This is a genomic window from Corynebacterium haematomassiliense, assembly GCF_013978595.1.
GTDB lineage: Bacteria > Actinomycetota > Actinomycetes > Mycobacteriales > Mycobacteriaceae > Corynebacterium > Corynebacterium lehmanniae.
The window spans coordinates 1,568,304-1,583,909 of the sequence record NZ_JACDTZ010000001.1; the positions used below are offsets into that span (position 1 = coordinate 1,568,304).

11 protein-coding genes are annotated in these 15,606 nt (G+C 61.9%); 3 read left to right on the forward strand and 8 right to left on the reverse strand.

Annotation, left to right across the window (positions count from 1 at the left end; all coding sequences use genetic code 11):
• Positions 1 to 2: 2 nt before the first annotated feature.
• The 3 genes from H0193_RS12525 to H0193_RS07415 form a co-directional block, all read right to left on the reverse strand.
• Positions 3 to 905 (reverse strand): siderophore-interacting protein, encoded by a 903-nt coding sequence (locus H0193_RS12525; RefSeq protein ID WP_181889233.1) that lies wholly within the window; start codon positions 903 to 905, stop codon positions 3 to 5.
• 112 nt (positions 906 to 1,017) lie between these two features.
• Positions 1,018 to 2,238, reverse strand: coding sequence for an ATP-binding protein (locus H0193_RS07410; RefSeq protein ID WP_181889234.1), 1,221 nt, complete (start codon positions 2,236 to 2,238; stop codon positions 1,018 to 1,020).
• Positions 2,239 to 2,391: 153 nt separating this feature from the next.
• Positions 2,392 to 3,981: a cation:proton antiporter gene (locus tag H0193_RS07415; RefSeq protein ID WP_181889235.1), complete on the reverse strand. Its 1,590-nt coding sequence runs from the start codon at positions 3,979 to 3,981 to the stop codon at positions 2,392 to 2,394.
• A gap of 173 nt (positions 3,982 to 4,154) precedes the next feature.
• Here H0193_RS07415 and istA point away from each other — a divergent pair, with 173 nt between their 5' ends.
• Together istA and H0193_RS07425 are read left to right on the forward strand one after the other, a co-directional pair.
• The gene (istA, locus tag H0193_RS07420; RefSeq protein ID WP_181889236.1) at positions 4,155 to 5,798 is read left to right on the forward strand and encodes an IS21 family transposase; all 1,644 of its coding nucleotides are present in this window, start codon (positions 4,155 to 4,157) and stop codon (positions 5,796 to 5,798) included.
• Positions 5,795 to 6,562, forward strand: a complete 768-nt coding sequence (locus tag H0193_RS07425; protein ID WP_181889237.1) for an ATP-binding protein — start codon at positions 5,795 to 5,797, stop codon at positions 6,560 to 6,562. The genes istA and H0193_RS07425 overlap by 4 nt, the downstream gene beginning before the upstream one ends.
• Positions 6,563 to 6,865: 303 nt before the next feature.
• Here H0193_RS07425 and H0193_RS07430 read toward each other — a convergent pair whose 3' ends face one another.
• The 3 genes from H0193_RS07430 to glf all read right to left on the reverse strand — a co-directional run bounded on the left by H0193_RS07430 (position 6,866) and on the right by glf (position 10,307).
• A complete protein-coding gene (locus H0193_RS07430; RefSeq protein ID WP_181889238.1) occupies positions 6,866 to 8,578 on the reverse strand; it encodes an RNA-binding domain-containing protein in 1,713 nt (570 codons plus the stop codon).
• A 277-nt stretch (positions 8,579 to 8,855) separates the two neighbouring features.
• Complete coding sequence (locus tag H0193_RS07435) at positions 8,856 to 9,107, reverse strand: hypothetical protein (protein WP_181889239.1); 252 nt, start codon at positions 9,105 to 9,107, stop codon at positions 8,856 to 8,858.
• 9 nt (positions 9,108 to 9,116) lie between these two features.
• The gene (gene glf, locus H0193_RS07440) at positions 9,117 to 10,307 is read right to left on the reverse strand and encodes a UDP-galactopyranose mutase (RefSeq protein WP_181889240.1); all 1,191 of its coding nucleotides are present in this window, start codon (positions 10,305 to 10,307) and stop codon (positions 9,117 to 9,119) included.
• 159 nt (positions 10,308 to 10,466) lie between these two features.
• Between glf and H0193_RS07445 the strand changes: the two genes are divergently transcribed.
• Positions 10,467 to 12,395, forward strand: a complete 1,929-nt coding sequence (locus H0193_RS07445) for an N-acetylmuramoyl-L-alanine amidase (protein ID WP_338026620.1) — start codon at positions 10,467 to 10,469, stop codon at positions 12,393 to 12,395.
• Positions 12,396 to 12,413: 18 nt separating this feature from the next.
• On the opposite strand, the gene glpK is transcribed toward H0193_RS07445, so the two are convergent.
• Entirely contained in the window at positions 12,414 to 13,874 is a 1,461-nt protein-coding gene (gene glpK / locus H0193_RS07450) for a glycerol kinase GlpK (RefSeq protein WP_181889241.1), read from the reverse strand.
• A gap of 227 nt (positions 13,875 to 14,101) precedes the next feature.
• Positions 14,102 to 15,571 carry an integrase core domain-containing protein gene (locus tag H0193_RS07455; protein ID WP_181888439.1) on the reverse strand — a complete coding sequence of 490 codons (1,470 nt, stop codon included), beginning with the start codon at positions 15,569 to 15,571 and terminating at the stop codon, positions 14,102 to 14,104.
• Positions 15,572 to 15,606: the final 35 nt, after the last annotated feature.

The following is a 15,606-nucleotide window of genomic DNA, read 5'->3' on the forward strand; positions in this document are numbered from 1 at the left end:
TGTCACCGCCAATACCCCATGAACGAGACATGCTGGCGCGGCAACCCCGCCTCCTTAACCAACAGACGGCGCATCGCTTTCACCGAAGTGTTCTTGCCGGCGATCCAGTAGTAGGTGTGGCCGGACACGCCCGCCCCACCGTTGATGGGTTCCCCGCTTCCTGAATACGTCGGGGTTTCCCAGACATTGTCTCGCTGGTCCTCACCGTCGTTATCGGGCTCATCGGTGGTGGGAGCTACTGGGCCCCGCAGCGGCTCAATGTCCTGTTTGAGCTGCGTGTAGAGCATGTCCCCATGCCCGGCTTCGGGCTCGGTGCGGAAGTGCCAGCGGACGTCAACGTGGGCAGGCGCATCGATTTGGAGGCTGTTGCCCGCCGGCACCTCAATGTCGGCGGAACCGGCGAGGTTTTCGGGCCAGTCCTCCAGCACTCGGGAGATCGCCGGGAGAGCAGTTTCATCGCCGTACAGTCGAGCTGCCGCGGCAGCGCCGGGAGCGAATTCGATGCCGACACCGGACGCGTCATCGCGGGTCGGCCCGATGATCCACAGCGCCTGCCCGGGCAGTGCGCTTTCCGCCCACGCGGAGGCCGGCCCAGCGTTGTGGCCGTGCAGCACGAAATCCACATCGAGCTCGTCCGGGTCACCGTCGTTGCGCCGGAGGTCGCGAATGGAGTAGGTGCGGAGATGCCCGCGCGTGTGTTCCGGCATAGTGCGCCAGAGGTCCCACCATCCCTCGGCCGGCAAATCAACAAGCCCTGCCGCCGACGGGATGATGAGCTTGATCCGCAGATCCATGATGGGCACAGCGGGGCCCATTTCGTCGACACCGGTGAACGTCACACGTTGAAAATTCGGTGCGATGCGCTCGCTGCGCACGACTGTTGCAAGGAAGGGCCGGAAACTCACCGCACGGACTATATAGGATTGCCTAACTTAACAAAAGTGGGGGGCTTGTCGATTAGCAAAGGTTCTTACTGCTGCCACACAAATGGGCCACTCCTCCGAAACTAGCATTTAGCTACGGACCCAGAGCCCCAATAGGAATTACTGCCACACCGTCGTTGCGGCGTAGCGCGGGGCCTCCCGAGGTGATCACCACCAAGGCTGGGTCGTCACTAAGGTGCCCTGCGAACCGCTTGAGTGTGTCGGCCGCATGCTCAATCACCTCTGGGGTGTAGCCCAGTTTCACTTCGACTAGCACGTCCCGGCCGCCGACGTTCGCGACCGCGTCAACCTCCAGCTTCGTGTTAAGCCGGGCGTGGTACACCGTTCTGCCCGTGAGCGCACGTAGTTCGTGCACAACGAGTGACTCAAAAAGTTGGCCGAAATAAGCCGGGTCCCGAAGTAGATGCTCCGGCCCTCGATCCAGCGCTGCCATAGCAAAAGAGGGGTCAGCGAGATGGCGCTTCGGCGCTTTCCTCAGCGTCGCTTTAGAGCGCAGGTGCGTGAACCACGCAGGCTGGTCCACAGAGACGAAGATGCTCGCGAGAGCATCGAGATAGTCCCGGGTTGTTTCCCGCGAGGTATCGGCATCGGTCGCGATGGTTTGCAGCTCGAGCTCGGTACCCACGCCACGAGCTAACGAACGGATCATCCGCCTCACCCGCTCTGAATCACGATTCACTCTGCCAGGGGCGTGGACATCCACGGCCGCAACGGTTTGTACGTAGTCTCGGACGTTTTCAAGCGCATCTTCAAACGGGAGACCAACGTTGTAAGGAAGGCCACCCCGGCACACTCGTTCCGCCAGCTGCGGCAGTGTCAAGGCCGGTGTCGAAAACGGCAACGGGTCCCCTGCAACTGCCGCGGCAAGCGAAACCGACCCATCCGATTCTCCGGTTTCAAAAAGGGTCATCGTCGACATCGTCATTCGTGCGAACCGGCCGGCACCCGAGTGGCTCGTCGCGTCCGCCCCTGGGGCCGTAGAACCGGTGAAGATGAACTGCCCCTTCGCCTGACGCTCGTCAATGGCGTGCCGCGCGAAATCCCACAGTCTCGGCTGCAACTGCCATTCGTCGATGAGGCGCGGCGTGGCACCTTCGAGCAGCAGCCGCGGGTCATTATCCATAGCGAGAGTGACGCCAGGGTCCGTTTCTACGTTAAGAAAACTCGCAGCTTGCTGTTTTGCCGTCTCAGTTTTCCCGCAGCCTTTCGGCCCCTGAATAAGGACACCGCCCTGCCTGCGGAGCGATCGCTCTAATTCAGCATCCGCCAGTCGTGGAATATACCCATTTTCCATACCGCTGCATATTACCAGCTAAACGATCTAGGTTGTCGTTTTGAAAACGATTTGGTTGGCATTTTGAAAACGGTTTGCTTGGCGTTTTGAAAGCGATCTGCTTGGCATTTTGAAAACGGGGTGGGTCAGGGCTCGTCGATAGGCAAAAGCCCCTTACTTCGGCTCCCACAAGCTGCTCGGGCCGGTGAGAGCCTTGCGGTCGCGCGCGAGGATGAGGCGGTCCAGGTCGGCGAGCACCGCGTCGACATCGGACGGGTTGTAGCGGCGCTCGCGGCGCGCCTGCTGCAGTTCGCGGCTGGCGGCGCGCAGGGCAACCTCCTGCATCTGCACCGCCCCAGCGCGGGCCCGCAGAAACGCCTCCTTGCGTTCCTCAGAGCCCTCCGGATCCTGCAAGCGCTTCTCCGCAATCGAGTCCAGCCACTCCTGCACCATCTTGTACGCCTCGGGCTGGTACTCCTCGCCGTGCTCGCGCACCGCCTTACGCGCAGCCGCGTACGCCCGCTGGTTCAGCTCCTCGAGCGCCTTGTCGGCGCCAGGCCCGTTTTGCAGGTCAAGCTTGTCCACGAGCCACGGCAGCAACAACCCCGGCACCACCATCGTGCAAGTGAGCACGGTCAGCGCGATGACCGACAGTTCGTGGTGGTAGCTCGTCGCTGATGCCGGGATTGCCAGCACGAGCGCCAACGTGACCAGCCCGCGCATGCCTGCCCACGCCATGAGCAGAACCTCCTGCAGCCGCAGCGGAGAGACGTTCGTTCGGTGCTTTTTCTCGTTGAGCTTGTACAGCACCCACATCCACACGAAGCGCACAGCAAACGCGACGACGGACAGGACAACGCCCACCTGCACCGCCTGCCAGATGTGCGTGCCGGCGGTGTCCAGCGCGTCACGCACGCTCATGCCGATCAGGCCGAACGCCACGCCGGTAAACAGCAGCTCCACCGTCTCCCAGAAGAAGTGTCCGGTCAGGCGGTCCTCGGCGGTCATGGTGGAGCGCGAGGACATCTCCACCGCGGCGATGACAATCGCGATGACGCCGGAGGCTTCGATGGCCTCGCAGCCTGCGTAGATGGCGAACGGGAGTACCCAGGTAAACGCTGTGCGGATCACGGAATCGGGCACGGAGTTGGCGAAGACAGCGGCCAACCTGCCCACAACCAGGCCGATCAGCACCGCGGCGATGGCGGCGTAGAGGAACTGCAACACGCCCTTGCCAAAGTCGACCTCGCCGTTCGCGACCGCGGCCGCCATCGCGACGTTGAAGGTCACGATGGAGGCGGCGTCATTGAACAGCCCCTCCGTCTGCAGCGTGCCGGTGATGCGTTTCGGGATACCGGCCGGGCCAGCCACAGCGTCCACCGCCACCGGGTCCGGCGGAGCAATCGCGGCGGCGAGCACCATCGCGGTGGCCAGGCTAAGCCCGGGCAGCATCCACATCGCCGTGGCGGTCAGCGCGGCGATGGTGAGAAACACCAGGATGATCGACATGGTCAGCACCACGTTGAGCTGCGAGCCGATCTGCCCCCAGCTCGTGCGCCGGGCCAGCGACCACAGCAGCGGCGGCAGGAAGATCGGCAAGATCAAGTGCGGATCGATGGAGACGGTGTCGATGCCGGGGATGAAGATCACCGGTGCGACCACCACGGTCAGAAGCGCCGGCCACGGCAGGCCGGTGCGTTCACCGATCGCGGCGACGAGGACGGTGGCCAGCAGCAGGCCGATAAGTGCTATGAAAGTTCCCACGATGGGTCAGTGTACGGGGCACCACGGGTGTTGCGACCGGCTAGTTGGTAGCGGTGTGGTGACTTTCGGGTAGCGGTTCAGTGGGTTTCCGGTAGCGGGGTTGGCGGTGGCGGGTGATGCTTTCGGGTGGTTGCGCCACAGGGGTGTAGCCGGTTACCGGAAGGAGTCCGCTGATGACGGATTACCGGGCGGTGATGAAGCTGCTTGTGCAGCAGCGTTCGTACCGCCAGATTGAACAACAGCTCGGGTGCTCGCACCGCACGATTTCCCGGTCGAATCAGGTGCTTCGATCCCTTGGGATTCGCACCGTCGACCAGGTTTTGGCGTTGACGGATGATGAGCTCGACGAGTTATTCGTCGATGGGCGAAGCACCGGCCAGGGCGAATTCGTCCCTATCGATTTTGATGCGGTGGTCAAAGCCCGCACGGGGCGTGACAAGCAGACACTGCAAGTGCTGTGGGCGCGCTACACCACCACACCTGCTTTACCCGGCCAGCTCCATTACAGCTACGACCGGTTCCGCCAGTTGGTGGCGTCTCATGTCGATGCGGCCGGTTTGACCGCACGCATCACCCACACACCGGGGCACACCATGCAGGTGGATTGGGCAGGCACCAAGATGCGCCTGTTCGACCCTTATGGCGCACCGGGGGTAAAGGTCAGCGTGTTTGTCGCCTCAATGCCGTATTCAGGGATGATTTTTGCCCTCGCATGTCCGGATGAGCGCCAGCATTCCTGGCTTGATGCCCACCACCACGCGTTCGCCTACTTCGGGGGCGTGCCTGAGGTTGTGGTGCCGGATAATGCCTCGACTGCGTCGAACGCGATCAGCGCGGCGGATCGAAACCGCAAGGTCAACGACACCTACGAGCAGTTTTTGGAGCATTACAACACCGCAGCACTGCCCACGAGGGCGAAACGGCCGAAAGACAAAGCCAATGTCGAAGCCGCAGTCAAGATCGTCACCCACAAGGTCATCCACGCACTCGATGGCCACCAGTGCGTCGACCTTGACGAACTCAACTCGCGAATTCAGCAGCTGGTTGACCAGATCAACCAGGCGGTACCGTTTCGTCACCAGCAGTCAAGCCGCAAAGACATTTTCGATGCGCATGAAAGGCACCTGTTGACAGCACTTCCCGATACCCCGTGGCAGCGCACCGAGTGGAAACGCGCCAAGATCGCCCCAGATTTCCACATCACCGTAGCCAGCGTGCGGTACTCCGTGCCGCACCAGCTCGTTGGCCGCACTGTCGATGTGCGCATCACCGGGCAAGTGCTCACGGTCTTCGATGGTGGCCGTGCCGTTACAACCCACACGCTTGCCCACACCCGCGGGGCGTATGTCACCGATGCCGACCACATACCGGCGAACATGGATCACACCCAAGGACTGTGGACGAGCGATTACTTCCTGCGCGAAGCCCAAAAGATCGGCCCGGCGACACGCGCAGTCATCGAGGAAATGATCACGGCGAAAGCAATCCCGGCCCAGGCGTACCAATCGTGCAGAAACGTGCTGTCAATGGGCAAACACGCCAACAAGCTCGTGCTGGAAGAAGCATGTAAGCGCTTGGTCTCCTCCGACGGGACCCGCCGGGCGGTGTCCTACACCGCGGTCAAAAACATGATGGCCGCCGTACGCAAAGAAGCCGCAACCCGACCACACGGCTTCGACCAACCGGCACCGGCCACACCTGGGCATCGGGCCCACGCACCCGCCGCTGCCACACGCGACACCAGCGGCGCCTACCTCGGTGGCGCAGCACAGTTCAGCCTGGACAACCTCATCAAGAAAGGAACCACAACGCCATGACCCCACCGACCCCGCCGCAAGAGCGCTTCCTCGACGAATCCGTCCTCGCGGACTTCACAGCGATGCGCATGACAGCCTTCGGCAAAAGCGTCATCGACATCGCCAACGACCCAGCCTTCGACACGTGGACCTTCTCCCAAAAGGTGCTCTACGCACTCGACAAAGAAGTCGCGGCCAGACGCGAACGCCGCATCAACAAACTGCTCAAGGCATCACGATCGCCAAACCCCGATGCCTGCCTCGAAGACGTCGTCTACGCACCTGACCGCAACATCAACCCAGAACAAGTCAGCCGACTCGCTCACGGACAATGGTGCCACCTGGGCCAAAACATTGTCATCTTGGGCAAATCCTCAGTCGGCAAGACCTACCTCGCCCAAGCTCTGATCACCGCAGCATGCCGCAACGACTACTCCGCCAGGTTCTACCGCACCGACATGCTTGCCGCGCACTTCGCAGTGATGCCGCTCGACGACCCAGCCCGGCTCAAACTCACCCGCGAGTTGATCAACGTCGACGTGCTAGTCCTCGACGACTTCCTCACCACCCCAGTCGACGCCGCCACCGCGCACCTGCTCTTCAACATTCTCTCCGAACGAGAAGGCAACCGATCAACAATCGTGACCTCACAGTTCACCCCGCAAGACTGGTACAGATCCATCCCGGACGCCGTCATCGCCGAGTCCATCCTCAACCGACTCATCGCCGGCGCCGAAATCATCACCCTCGAAGGACCAAACATGAGACTGGAAGCTAACCAGTAACACACAAAGCGCCTGAGCAGGGACCCGCTACCGGATCCCCACTCAAGCGCTACCACAAACTCACCACACCGCTTCCATTTCGATCTTCTAAACAACGGGCGGCAGCAGGTGTCGCCGAAGCTGATCCTCCATCTCAACGTTCGTCGACATCAACCGGTACCTCGTTTCGACCTTCGTCGCCCCGGCCCTGAGCGCCTAACCAACCCTTTTCGGAGTTGTTTGAAACAACTCCGAAACAACTCGCCGTAAAACTGACCCGAAATCAACCCATCTGAGCAGGTCAGGATAGTTGTTTGGAGTTGTTTAGAGGGAAACCCACCGAACACTCGGACCTCGAGTCGGGCTACCGTCGGCAATCTTCGCTTTACCCAAATCTCGAAGGTGGCGAAGGATTCGGCTCACTGATTCACGCTCTACGCCGAGTTCATTCGCAACCTCACGAGCGTTCAGGGACTGCCCCTCGCGCAACTGAGCAATGATCCAGTCCTCGGTAGTCACGGATGCAATCCCAGTAGATTCGTTCCCCTCAAAGGCCGTCCGAGCTCGAGCGGACAGTATCCACTCAGGAGCATCCCGCAAAGGTTCTAGGAAGCCCTGACTTGCGTACCACCCCAAGGTTTCTTGGGCCTGCGCTTCCGGGACTTGCATGAGTCGAGCTGCCGTGGACGTCATCAAAATCTGGTTGTTCGCTAGATGACGCGCAACCAAAAGCCCATCCACACTCTTGAAGATCGCTTCACCAAACTCAGTACGCAACAGGTACAGCGTCTTAATAAACGCCGAATCGACATTTCCGGCGGGCAACGTGACCTCAACAAACGGCCCATCGGCATTCAGACTGGGGGCTTGCCTACCACTAGCAAGCATGGAGACCCACATGCGATCGAAGCCTCGCGAAGATTCTTCAGCAAGTCCTAACTGTCGCAGTGCACCCATCAGAATCGGGTTGCGCGGAATCGATTGGGTGGTCAGAATCCTCTCCTCGGGCACGCCTACGGGGAGGCCACCAGGAGACCATACGGTCAGACTGGTCGGAGACTGATCAACGACGATTGCAGTGGTCGCTCCCCAGTCGCGGTGCGCGAATGCGTTAGAAACAATTTCATCTACAGCAGCCGCAGGAAACGCCGGAATGGGAAACTCTTGCCCGTTCGGGAGCTGCACTCGCGCAATCTCCTGCGACGTGTGAGCCTTAATCAACGCACGTAGCTGTTCTGACGCAGTAATCAACGGTGCGGAAATCTCGGTTACTTTCGGATCGCCACTGGGCACGTCGCGAAGCAAATGTCTCACGACCGTCCGGTTGTGCAGCGGCTGCATGAAGAGAATTTCTGCCGCAAATGTCAGCGCGCCATCGGCCGTAAGCAATCCCAACTCACTGCAGAGTTGAAGACTCGTCTGGGGTACAGGCGAGTCATCACCCAAGGCATGCTTCCGGTTGGCAAGGAGTGCTTTAGCCTGCTCGATTGCCTTAGGGTCGAGATCTTCAGGGCTTCGTCGAGACACAGTAGCGCTCAGGTCAGGGTTCGAACGGGACAGGTGAATACTGCGACGCTCATCCTCCCCTAAAGGAACACAGTTTTTCCCGACGCGTTTACTGGCCTGGCCTTTGGAACGCTGATACAACGCCATCCCCCGCGGGATGCGCAACGCAATCAAACGCTTGCCACAGCGCTCGATTTCAGAAGCTTCGACCTGAATATGAGGCTGCGTCTTGCTGTAAATCTTTTCCACCAACCAATCGCATGAGCGATCAGTACCAGTGAACGCAACAGGGCCTGCCTTCTTGTCATTGACGCCAAGGACAATGTAGGCAACTCCGCCGTCGGCGTTGGAGAAACAAATAACTTCGTCGATGAGAAACTCCACAAGACCCGCATCGGGGTTCTTGTTCATCGGGTGGACGGCAGGATCCTCCTTGAAATCCAGTACCTGGGATTCCCAGATATCAGCGCTATCTCCGGCCTCAATTGCCGACAGTGCTTCCTCCACACCCTCAAAACCCGAATCGAGCATGGGCTCAGAATAACAAAAGTTGTTTAAAAGTTGTTTGAAACAACTCCGAAACAACTTACCGCAAAAATCGCCTAAAATCAGTCCATCGACGCAGTTCAGGATAGTTGTTTGGAGTTGTTTCGAGTTGACTATAACTCGACCGGAGCTACCATTCTCGTTATAATCCCGTTCATCAGCTGGCCAGGAGGCGTGGTTATTTTCCACAACCTGGTCGGCGTTTTAATTGGTCGGCCGGGCAGCGGTGCCGGGCGGCCACGGCACCGCGCCGCCGTGGCCGCTACACCGCGTCGAAGAACTCCACCGTGGTGCCGTCGAGCACCTTCGAGGGCACCCCGATCTTGCCGGCGTCCCGAGCGGCGGCGTAACCGGACAGCCGGTCACGGTAGTGCAGGAAACGCTTCAGACTGCCGAGCTCGGTGACGTCGACAAGCTCCGCGTCGCCGAAGCTGTTCGGGTTGTCGTTATACTCGGCGATGACGCCCACGCAGTCCGGGCAGTCGGGGTGAACGAAAATCTCTTGCATTGCCATGCCGCCCCCCTAGTGCCCGCGCGGCTGGCTCAGCGGCTCGCCGTTTTCGAAGAACGGGCGCAGCTGGTTGTCAAACAGGGTCAGCGCTGCGGCGATAGCCATGTGCATGTCCAGGTACTGGTAGGTACCCAAGCGGCCGCCGAACAGGACGTTGTTTTGCTCGGCTTCGGTGGCGGCGAGGCGTCGATAGGCTTCGAGCTTCTGGCGGTCCTCGGGGGTGTTGATCGGGTAGTACACCTCGTCATCGTCAGAGGCGAAGCGGGAGTACTCCTTCACAATCACCGTCTTGTCGGTGGGGTACTCGGAGCGCTCCGGATGGAAGTGGCGGAACTCGTGGATGCGGGTGTACGGCACGTCGGCGTCGTTGTAGTTCATCACCGGGGTGCCCTGGAAGTCGCCGACCTCGAGGACTTCCTGCTCGAAGTCGAGGGTACGCCAGCCCAGGCGGCCCTCGGCGTAGTCGAAGTACTGGTCCAGCGGCCCGGTGTAGACCACGGGCGCGTCCGGGGATTCCGCACGGATCTCGTCAGCGACGGCGAACCAGTCGGTGTCCGTGCGGACGTCGATAAGCTCATGCTCCGCCATCTTCTCCAGCCAGACGGCGTAGCCGTCGACGGGCAGACCCTCGTAGGTGTCGTTGAAGTAGCGGTTGTTGAAGGTGTAGCGCACCGGCAGGCGCGAGATGATCTCCGGCGGCAGGTCGGTGGGGTCGGTCTGCCACTGCTTGGCGGTGTAGTGCTTCACAAACGCGTCGTAGAGCGGCTTGCCAATCAGCGCGATGCCGCGCTCCTCCAAGTTCGTCGCGGCCGTGGGGTCGAGGCCTTCGCGCTGCTCCTCGATGAGCTTCTTCGCCTCTTCCGGCGAGTAGTAGCGGCCGAAGAACTGGTTGATCAGGCCGAGCCCCATGGGGAACTGGTAGGCGGTGCCGTCGTGCATCGCGAAGACGCGGTGCTGGTAGTCCGTGAAGTCCGTGAAGCGGTTGACGTACTCCCACACCCGCTCGTTGGAGGTGTGGAACAGGTGCGCACCGTATTTGTGCACCTCAATGCCGGTTTCCGGCTCGTTTTCGCTGTACGCGTTGCCGCCGATGTGGCTGCGCTTTTCCACCACCAGCACGCGTTTGCCCAGCTCGCTCGCCGCCTGCTCGGCCACGGTGAGGCCGAAGAAACCCGATCCAACAACAATGAGGTCGTATGCCATGAGGCCTATTCTCGCACAGTTGCCTATCGACGGAGCTCCGCCACGACACGCCACAGAAGTCTCAAGTCTTTCTTGAGACTTGAACTTGCACTACACTTCGTTTCTGTCACATTTGCCACTGCTCTCGCAGCGAACCTCAAAAACCCCAGGAGTATTACTGTGCAGCAACGTCGCAGCATTCAGGGCGGCGCGGCCCGACCCGCCCGGGCCGCGATCATGCCCGTGATCGTGTCCGTCCTCCTCGTCACAGCACTTGTTGCCGCCAACGCGTTCAGCGGCAACCGCATCCTGCAGGTGCAGTCCCTCGGCGCAGGCGCCCCGGAGGTCTACACCACCACCTCGTCGTTCGCGGCCGGCGACAACATCACCGTCGACGACGCCGCCATCCGCACCCAGGGCGGCGAAGAAGATCACGTGCGCCGCGTGGTCAAGGAATTCTCCAACGACCGCGAGTTCTCCATCGTGGGCCTAACCTGGACCGGCGAACGCGACATCGCCGCGTACGTGCGCTCCCAGAAGGCCGATGGCGCCTGGTCCGAGTGGTTCGAGATGGACCCGGCAGACCCGCAGGCGGGCTCCGACAAGTTCGGCACCGAGCCGATCTACGTCGGCCGCACTAAGCGCATCCAGGTCTCCACCGGCAACGTGGACCTGCTCGAAGGCGGCCGCGCCGCCTCCGACGCCCCCACCACCGCCAACGACATTGAAGCCGTGTTCCTGGACGGCGGCACCGGCACCGCGCAAGGCGGCATCCAGCCGGTCGCCGATTCCTACACCCGCGGCATGCCCGAGGTGGTCACCCGCGCGCAGTGGGGCGCCGGCCGCAGCAGCACCCCGTACTACTCCGAGCCCACCACCGCCGCCACCGTGCACCACACGGCCGGTTCCAACAACTACTCCGAGGCCGAGGCACCGGGAATCGTGCGCGGCATCTGGAACTACCACACCAACAACCTGGGCTGGGGCGACATCGGCTACCACGCGCTCGTCGATAAGTACGGCAACATCTACGAAGGCCGCGCCGGCGGCATGGACCGCGGCCCGCAGGGCGCCCACGTCGGCTCCTTCAACCAAAACACCTGGGGCGTGTCCATGCTTGGCGACTACCAGACCGCCGAGCCCACCCCGGCCGCCCTTCGCGCCATGGGCGAGATCATCGGCTGGAAGGCCGCCGTCGCGGGCTTCGACCCCACCGGCTCCAGCTACCACTTCGCCGAGGGCAACTTCCGCGACTCCAAGTACGCAGCCGGCCAGGGCGCGATGTTTAACAACATCAACGCCCACCGCGACTTCCACTACAACACCTGCCCGGGCGACAACCTGTACTCCAAGCTGCCCGTGATCCGCGCGACCGCGGCCACGAAGTACCGCTCCCTGGGCGGCGGCCGCTCCGGCATCGGCTCCGTCTTGGACCGCTTGGGCAGCAACGACAACACGTCCACCACCACGACCCCTGCTGCAACGGCGACCGACGCCGCCACCGCGACGGCTACCGCCCCGGCGCCAACACCGAAGCACGAGGGCAGCCCAAGCAACGGCACCCCCGACGGCACCCTGGCCGCACTTTCCTCCGGCGACCCGAACACCATCGCCACCGTGGCAGGCACCGCCATCGGTTTGGTGCTGCTGTTCCTGGCCGCTCAGGACCAGCTGCCCACCGTCTCCAACGACGGCGACACCCAGGTCTTCGAGGGCTTGACGCTGGCGCAGGCAGCCAACCTGGCAAAGCAGATCAGCCCGGCCGTCGCGCCCACCCTCAACGCGTTCGGCTCCAGTGAGGCAGCCCAGGTCTGGACCACGCTCGAGCCCACCCTGGGCAAGCTCGTCGCCGGCGTCGGCGGCCCGACCGGCCCGGCCGTGGCGCTGTACTCCAACGGCATCGGCGCCCGCAACAACGAAGGCGAGATCATCGCACTGGTGGGCAAGATCGCGGAGGCCTGGCTGCAGCAGGGCTTGGACGCCGGCCCGCTGGGCATGCCGGTGACGCAGCAGTTCACCCCCACCGCCGACACCGTGCGCGTGGACTTCGAAGGCGGCTTCATCACCTACAACCCGTCCACCAACGCGGTGGACATCAACACGAACTAGGCCCTCGCAAGCTCGGGCCTAGGCAAGATCCAAACAGCGCGACACCGCGTCCTCCCACGCGGCGACAAGCCGGTCCCTTTCGGGGCCGGCCATTTCGCTTTCCCAGGTGGTTGCGGGGCCGAGCGTGAGCGGTTCGTCGATAAGCGAAATGCCCATGCCCGCCGCCGACGCCGCACCCATCACCGTGGTCTCCGTGTTCGCGGGGCGCTCGACGGTCAGGCCGAGGATGTCGGCCTGCATCTGCATGAGCAGGTCGTTCGTGGTCATCCCGCCGTCGACCTTCAGCGCTTTCGGCTCCCCGCCCATCGCGCCCACCACCTCGCGCGCCTGCAAACACGTCGCCTCGAGGGCGGCCCGGGCAATATGCCGCCTATCGACGAACCGGGTCAACCCCACGATCACCCCACGCGCATCAGGGCGCCACCTGGGCGCGAACAGGCCCGAAAACGCCGGGACGATCACCACTCCCCCGCTGTCCTCGACCTGGCTGGCCAGCGTTTCCGACTCCGCGGCGGTGCTCAGGATTCCCAGCTGGTCGCGCAGCCACTGGATCAGCGAACCGCCCACCGCCACCGAGCCCTCCTGTGCGTACACCGGCGGCTGGCCTTGGATCTGGTACGCCACGGTGGTGAGCAGGCCGTTCTCGCTGAACTTCGGCGTCGCACCAGAGTTGAGCAGCATGAATAGCCCCGTGCCGTAGGTCATCTTCGCGTCGTTTTCGCGGATGCCGCCCTGGCCGAACAGGGCGGCCTGCTGGTCGCCGAGCACGCCGGTAATCGGCACTCCTGCCAACGGACCGCGGGGGCGGATCTTGCCGAAGTTGCCCACCGACGGGCGGATCTCGGGGAGGATTTGCGGCGGGATGCGGAGCTCGTCGCAAAGCTGCATGTCCCACTGCAGCGTCTGCAAATCCATGAGCAGTGTGCGCGACGCGTTGGTCACGTCCGTCAAGTGCAGCGCGCGGTCCAAGTCCTTCGCGCCGCCGGTGAGGTTCCAGATCAGCCACGTGTCGATCGTGCCCGCGAGCAGCTCGCCGTTTTCCGCGCGCTGCCTTGCGTTTGGCACGTTGTCCAGGATCCACGCCCACTTCGGCGCCGCCGGGTACGAGTTGTGCAAAAGCCCCGTCTTGCGCAGATACTTCGCGGCGTCGCCGTCGTGGTTCGTGCGGGTGTCCTGCCAGACAATGGCGTTATAAATCGGCTTGCCGGTGGCCTTTTCCCAGATCACCGCCGTTTCTCGCTGGTTGGTCAGCCCGAGCGCGTCAATGTCCTGCTCGCTGATGTCCTCGTCCGCAAGCGCCTCGCTCAACGCCCGGCGCGTGTTGCGCCAGATCTCCATCGGATCGTGCTCCACCCAGCCCTTTTGCGGCATGTACTGGGTGTGCTCGAACTGCGACTGGGCAACAACCTTGCCGTCTGTGCGTGTGATGCACACGCGCGTCGACGTCGTGCCCTGGTCAATCGCCGCAATCAAAGCCATGCGCGCGATTTTACGGGTGGGGGTGGGGTGCGCTGGCTGTGGTGGGTGCTTGAGGGCAGGTTTCGCACCAAAACGTCTGCTCGGATCGTCTAGCAGCACGGATCGTCTAGCAATGTTATGTCTATGGACATTTTGGACGCGGAGTCTGGTCACTTATTGGACGTGGAGTCTGGTGACTTATTGGACACGGAGTCCAATGACTTTTTGGACTCCGCCTAGTGGTGGTCTTATTGGTCGGGTTTGTGTTTTTTCGGCCGAGGTTTGGATAGGTCTGGGCGCAGTTTCGGCGGTTGCCTGTGCTTCATGCCTTCAACGAGGTTGATGTTGATCTGCCCGCCGGCCGGGCGGTGCGTCAGCCTGATCGGTAGCGGCACGCTGAACAGGAACTCACCGTCGTGGGCGGTATAGAATTCGGCGACGTTATCGGGGGTGACGACGCTGAACAGCTTGCGGCTTTTAAACCGCAGGCCGATGTAGAGGCTGTAGCCGCACACCGGGACTGTCCCGTGCCGGTTGACTTCGAGTTCTACTGGCACGTCGAAGCGGTAGTTTTCCGCGGCGTCGCGGGGATCTATGGTGGGGGCATCCGTGTGTGATGTACCTGGTGTGGTGATTGCACGAACGGTTTCGACCTTGGGCGAAGTGGCAGCTTCCCCAGGGTCGTTTTTCTTCGCTGGTGGTTGCGCCAGCGGGTTGTGTGCCAGGTTGTAGTCGACCACGCGCTGCCAGATCACATCAGGATCCAGCGGATCGGTTGGGGATTCCGCCTGCGGGAAGCTCTCCCAGGCTTGTTGCGGGGTGATGTGCATTTTGCCGACGCGCAGGCTTTGGTGATGCCGCTGGGTGTTGTAGACCTCGCGGTAGATATCAATGGCGGCTTCAAGCTCGGCGAACGTTGTGGGTGTGCGCGCATCAAGAAATTGCACCAGGGTGCGGTGCGCGCGTTCATCCTTGCCTTGGGTCGTTGGCGCAAAGCCTGCAATAGCCATTACGCCTTGTTCTGCCAGCCACACTTCTGTGGCTGATAAACGACCGCGGTGATAGGTGGCAAACGCTTCGCTGTTGTCCGACAGGATCTCTTGGGGTTTGCGGTAGCGGGCAAACGCCTCGTTGAGTGTGGTGCGTGCGTCGGAGCCGTTTTCGGGCAGCTTAAACGCTTTAGTGCCGACATCGAATCTGCTGGCGTCGTCGATGACCTGGTAGATGGTGACCTGGGTGTGAGCAACGTCGAACAGGCGGTAGACCACCGCGTCGATCTGCCACAACTCGCACACATAATCACGGGCAAAACGCTTATACGAGCTGCGGGGGCGTTTGCGAGCATTGGCGTCGACCAGCCCGGCTTTATTCAGCCACGCTGCAATCGTTGGTCGTGACGGCGTGCGATCCGGTCCGACGGTGTCGAGCAAGTGGTAGTGAATCGAGATCGGCCCGTAGTCCAACCCCTGCTGCTTGAGTGCAACGCGGGCATCGAAGACGGCCTGGCGGTCGGCATCGGTGTACTTCCGAGCTGGGTTTTTCGGGGCGGTGCTGTCCGGCAAAATACCCGCCCGGCCGTGCTTGGCGACACGATCTTTCAGGTTGTGGAACGTCTGGCGTGAGATCCCTTCTTCCTTGCAGAACTGCGTGATGGTTTTGTCGTCGCGGACAGGATCGAAATCCGCGATCTTCCTACGTAAATGCGATGAAATAGCCATCCGGCTATTCCACCGCAGTGTCCAACAAGTCATCA

Coding starts and splice junctions, on each gene's coding strand:
- H0193_RS07410 (WP_181889234.1), bottom strand. CDS start 2,238: ATGGAAAATGGGTATATTCCACGACTGGCGGATGCTGAATTAGAGCGA.
- H0193_RS07435 (WP_181889239.1), bottom strand. CDS start 9,107: ATGGCAATGCAAGAGATTTTCGTTCACCCCGACTGCCCGGACTGCGTG.
- H0193_RS07430 (WP_181889238.1), bottom strand. CDS start 8,578: ATGCTCGATTCGGGTTTTGAGGGTGTGGAGGAAGCACTGTCGGCAATT.
- istA (WP_181889236.1), top strand. CDS start 4,155: ATGACGGATTACCGGGCGGTGATGAAGCTGCTTGTGCAGCAGCGTTCG.
- H0193_RS07455 (WP_181888439.1), bottom strand. CDS start 15,571: ATGGCTATTTCATCGCATTTACGTAGGAAGATCGCGGATTTCGATCCT.
- H0193_RS07425 (WP_181889237.1), top strand. CDS start 5,795: ATGACCCCACCGACCCCGCCGCAAGAGCGCTTCCTCGACGAATCCGTC.
- glf (WP_181889240.1), bottom strand. CDS start 10,307: ATGGCATACGACCTCATTGTTGTTGGATCGGGTTTCTTCGGCCTCACC.
- glpK (WP_181889241.1), bottom strand. CDS start 13,874: ATGGCTTTGATTGCGGCGATTGACCAGGGCACGACGTCGACGCGCGTG.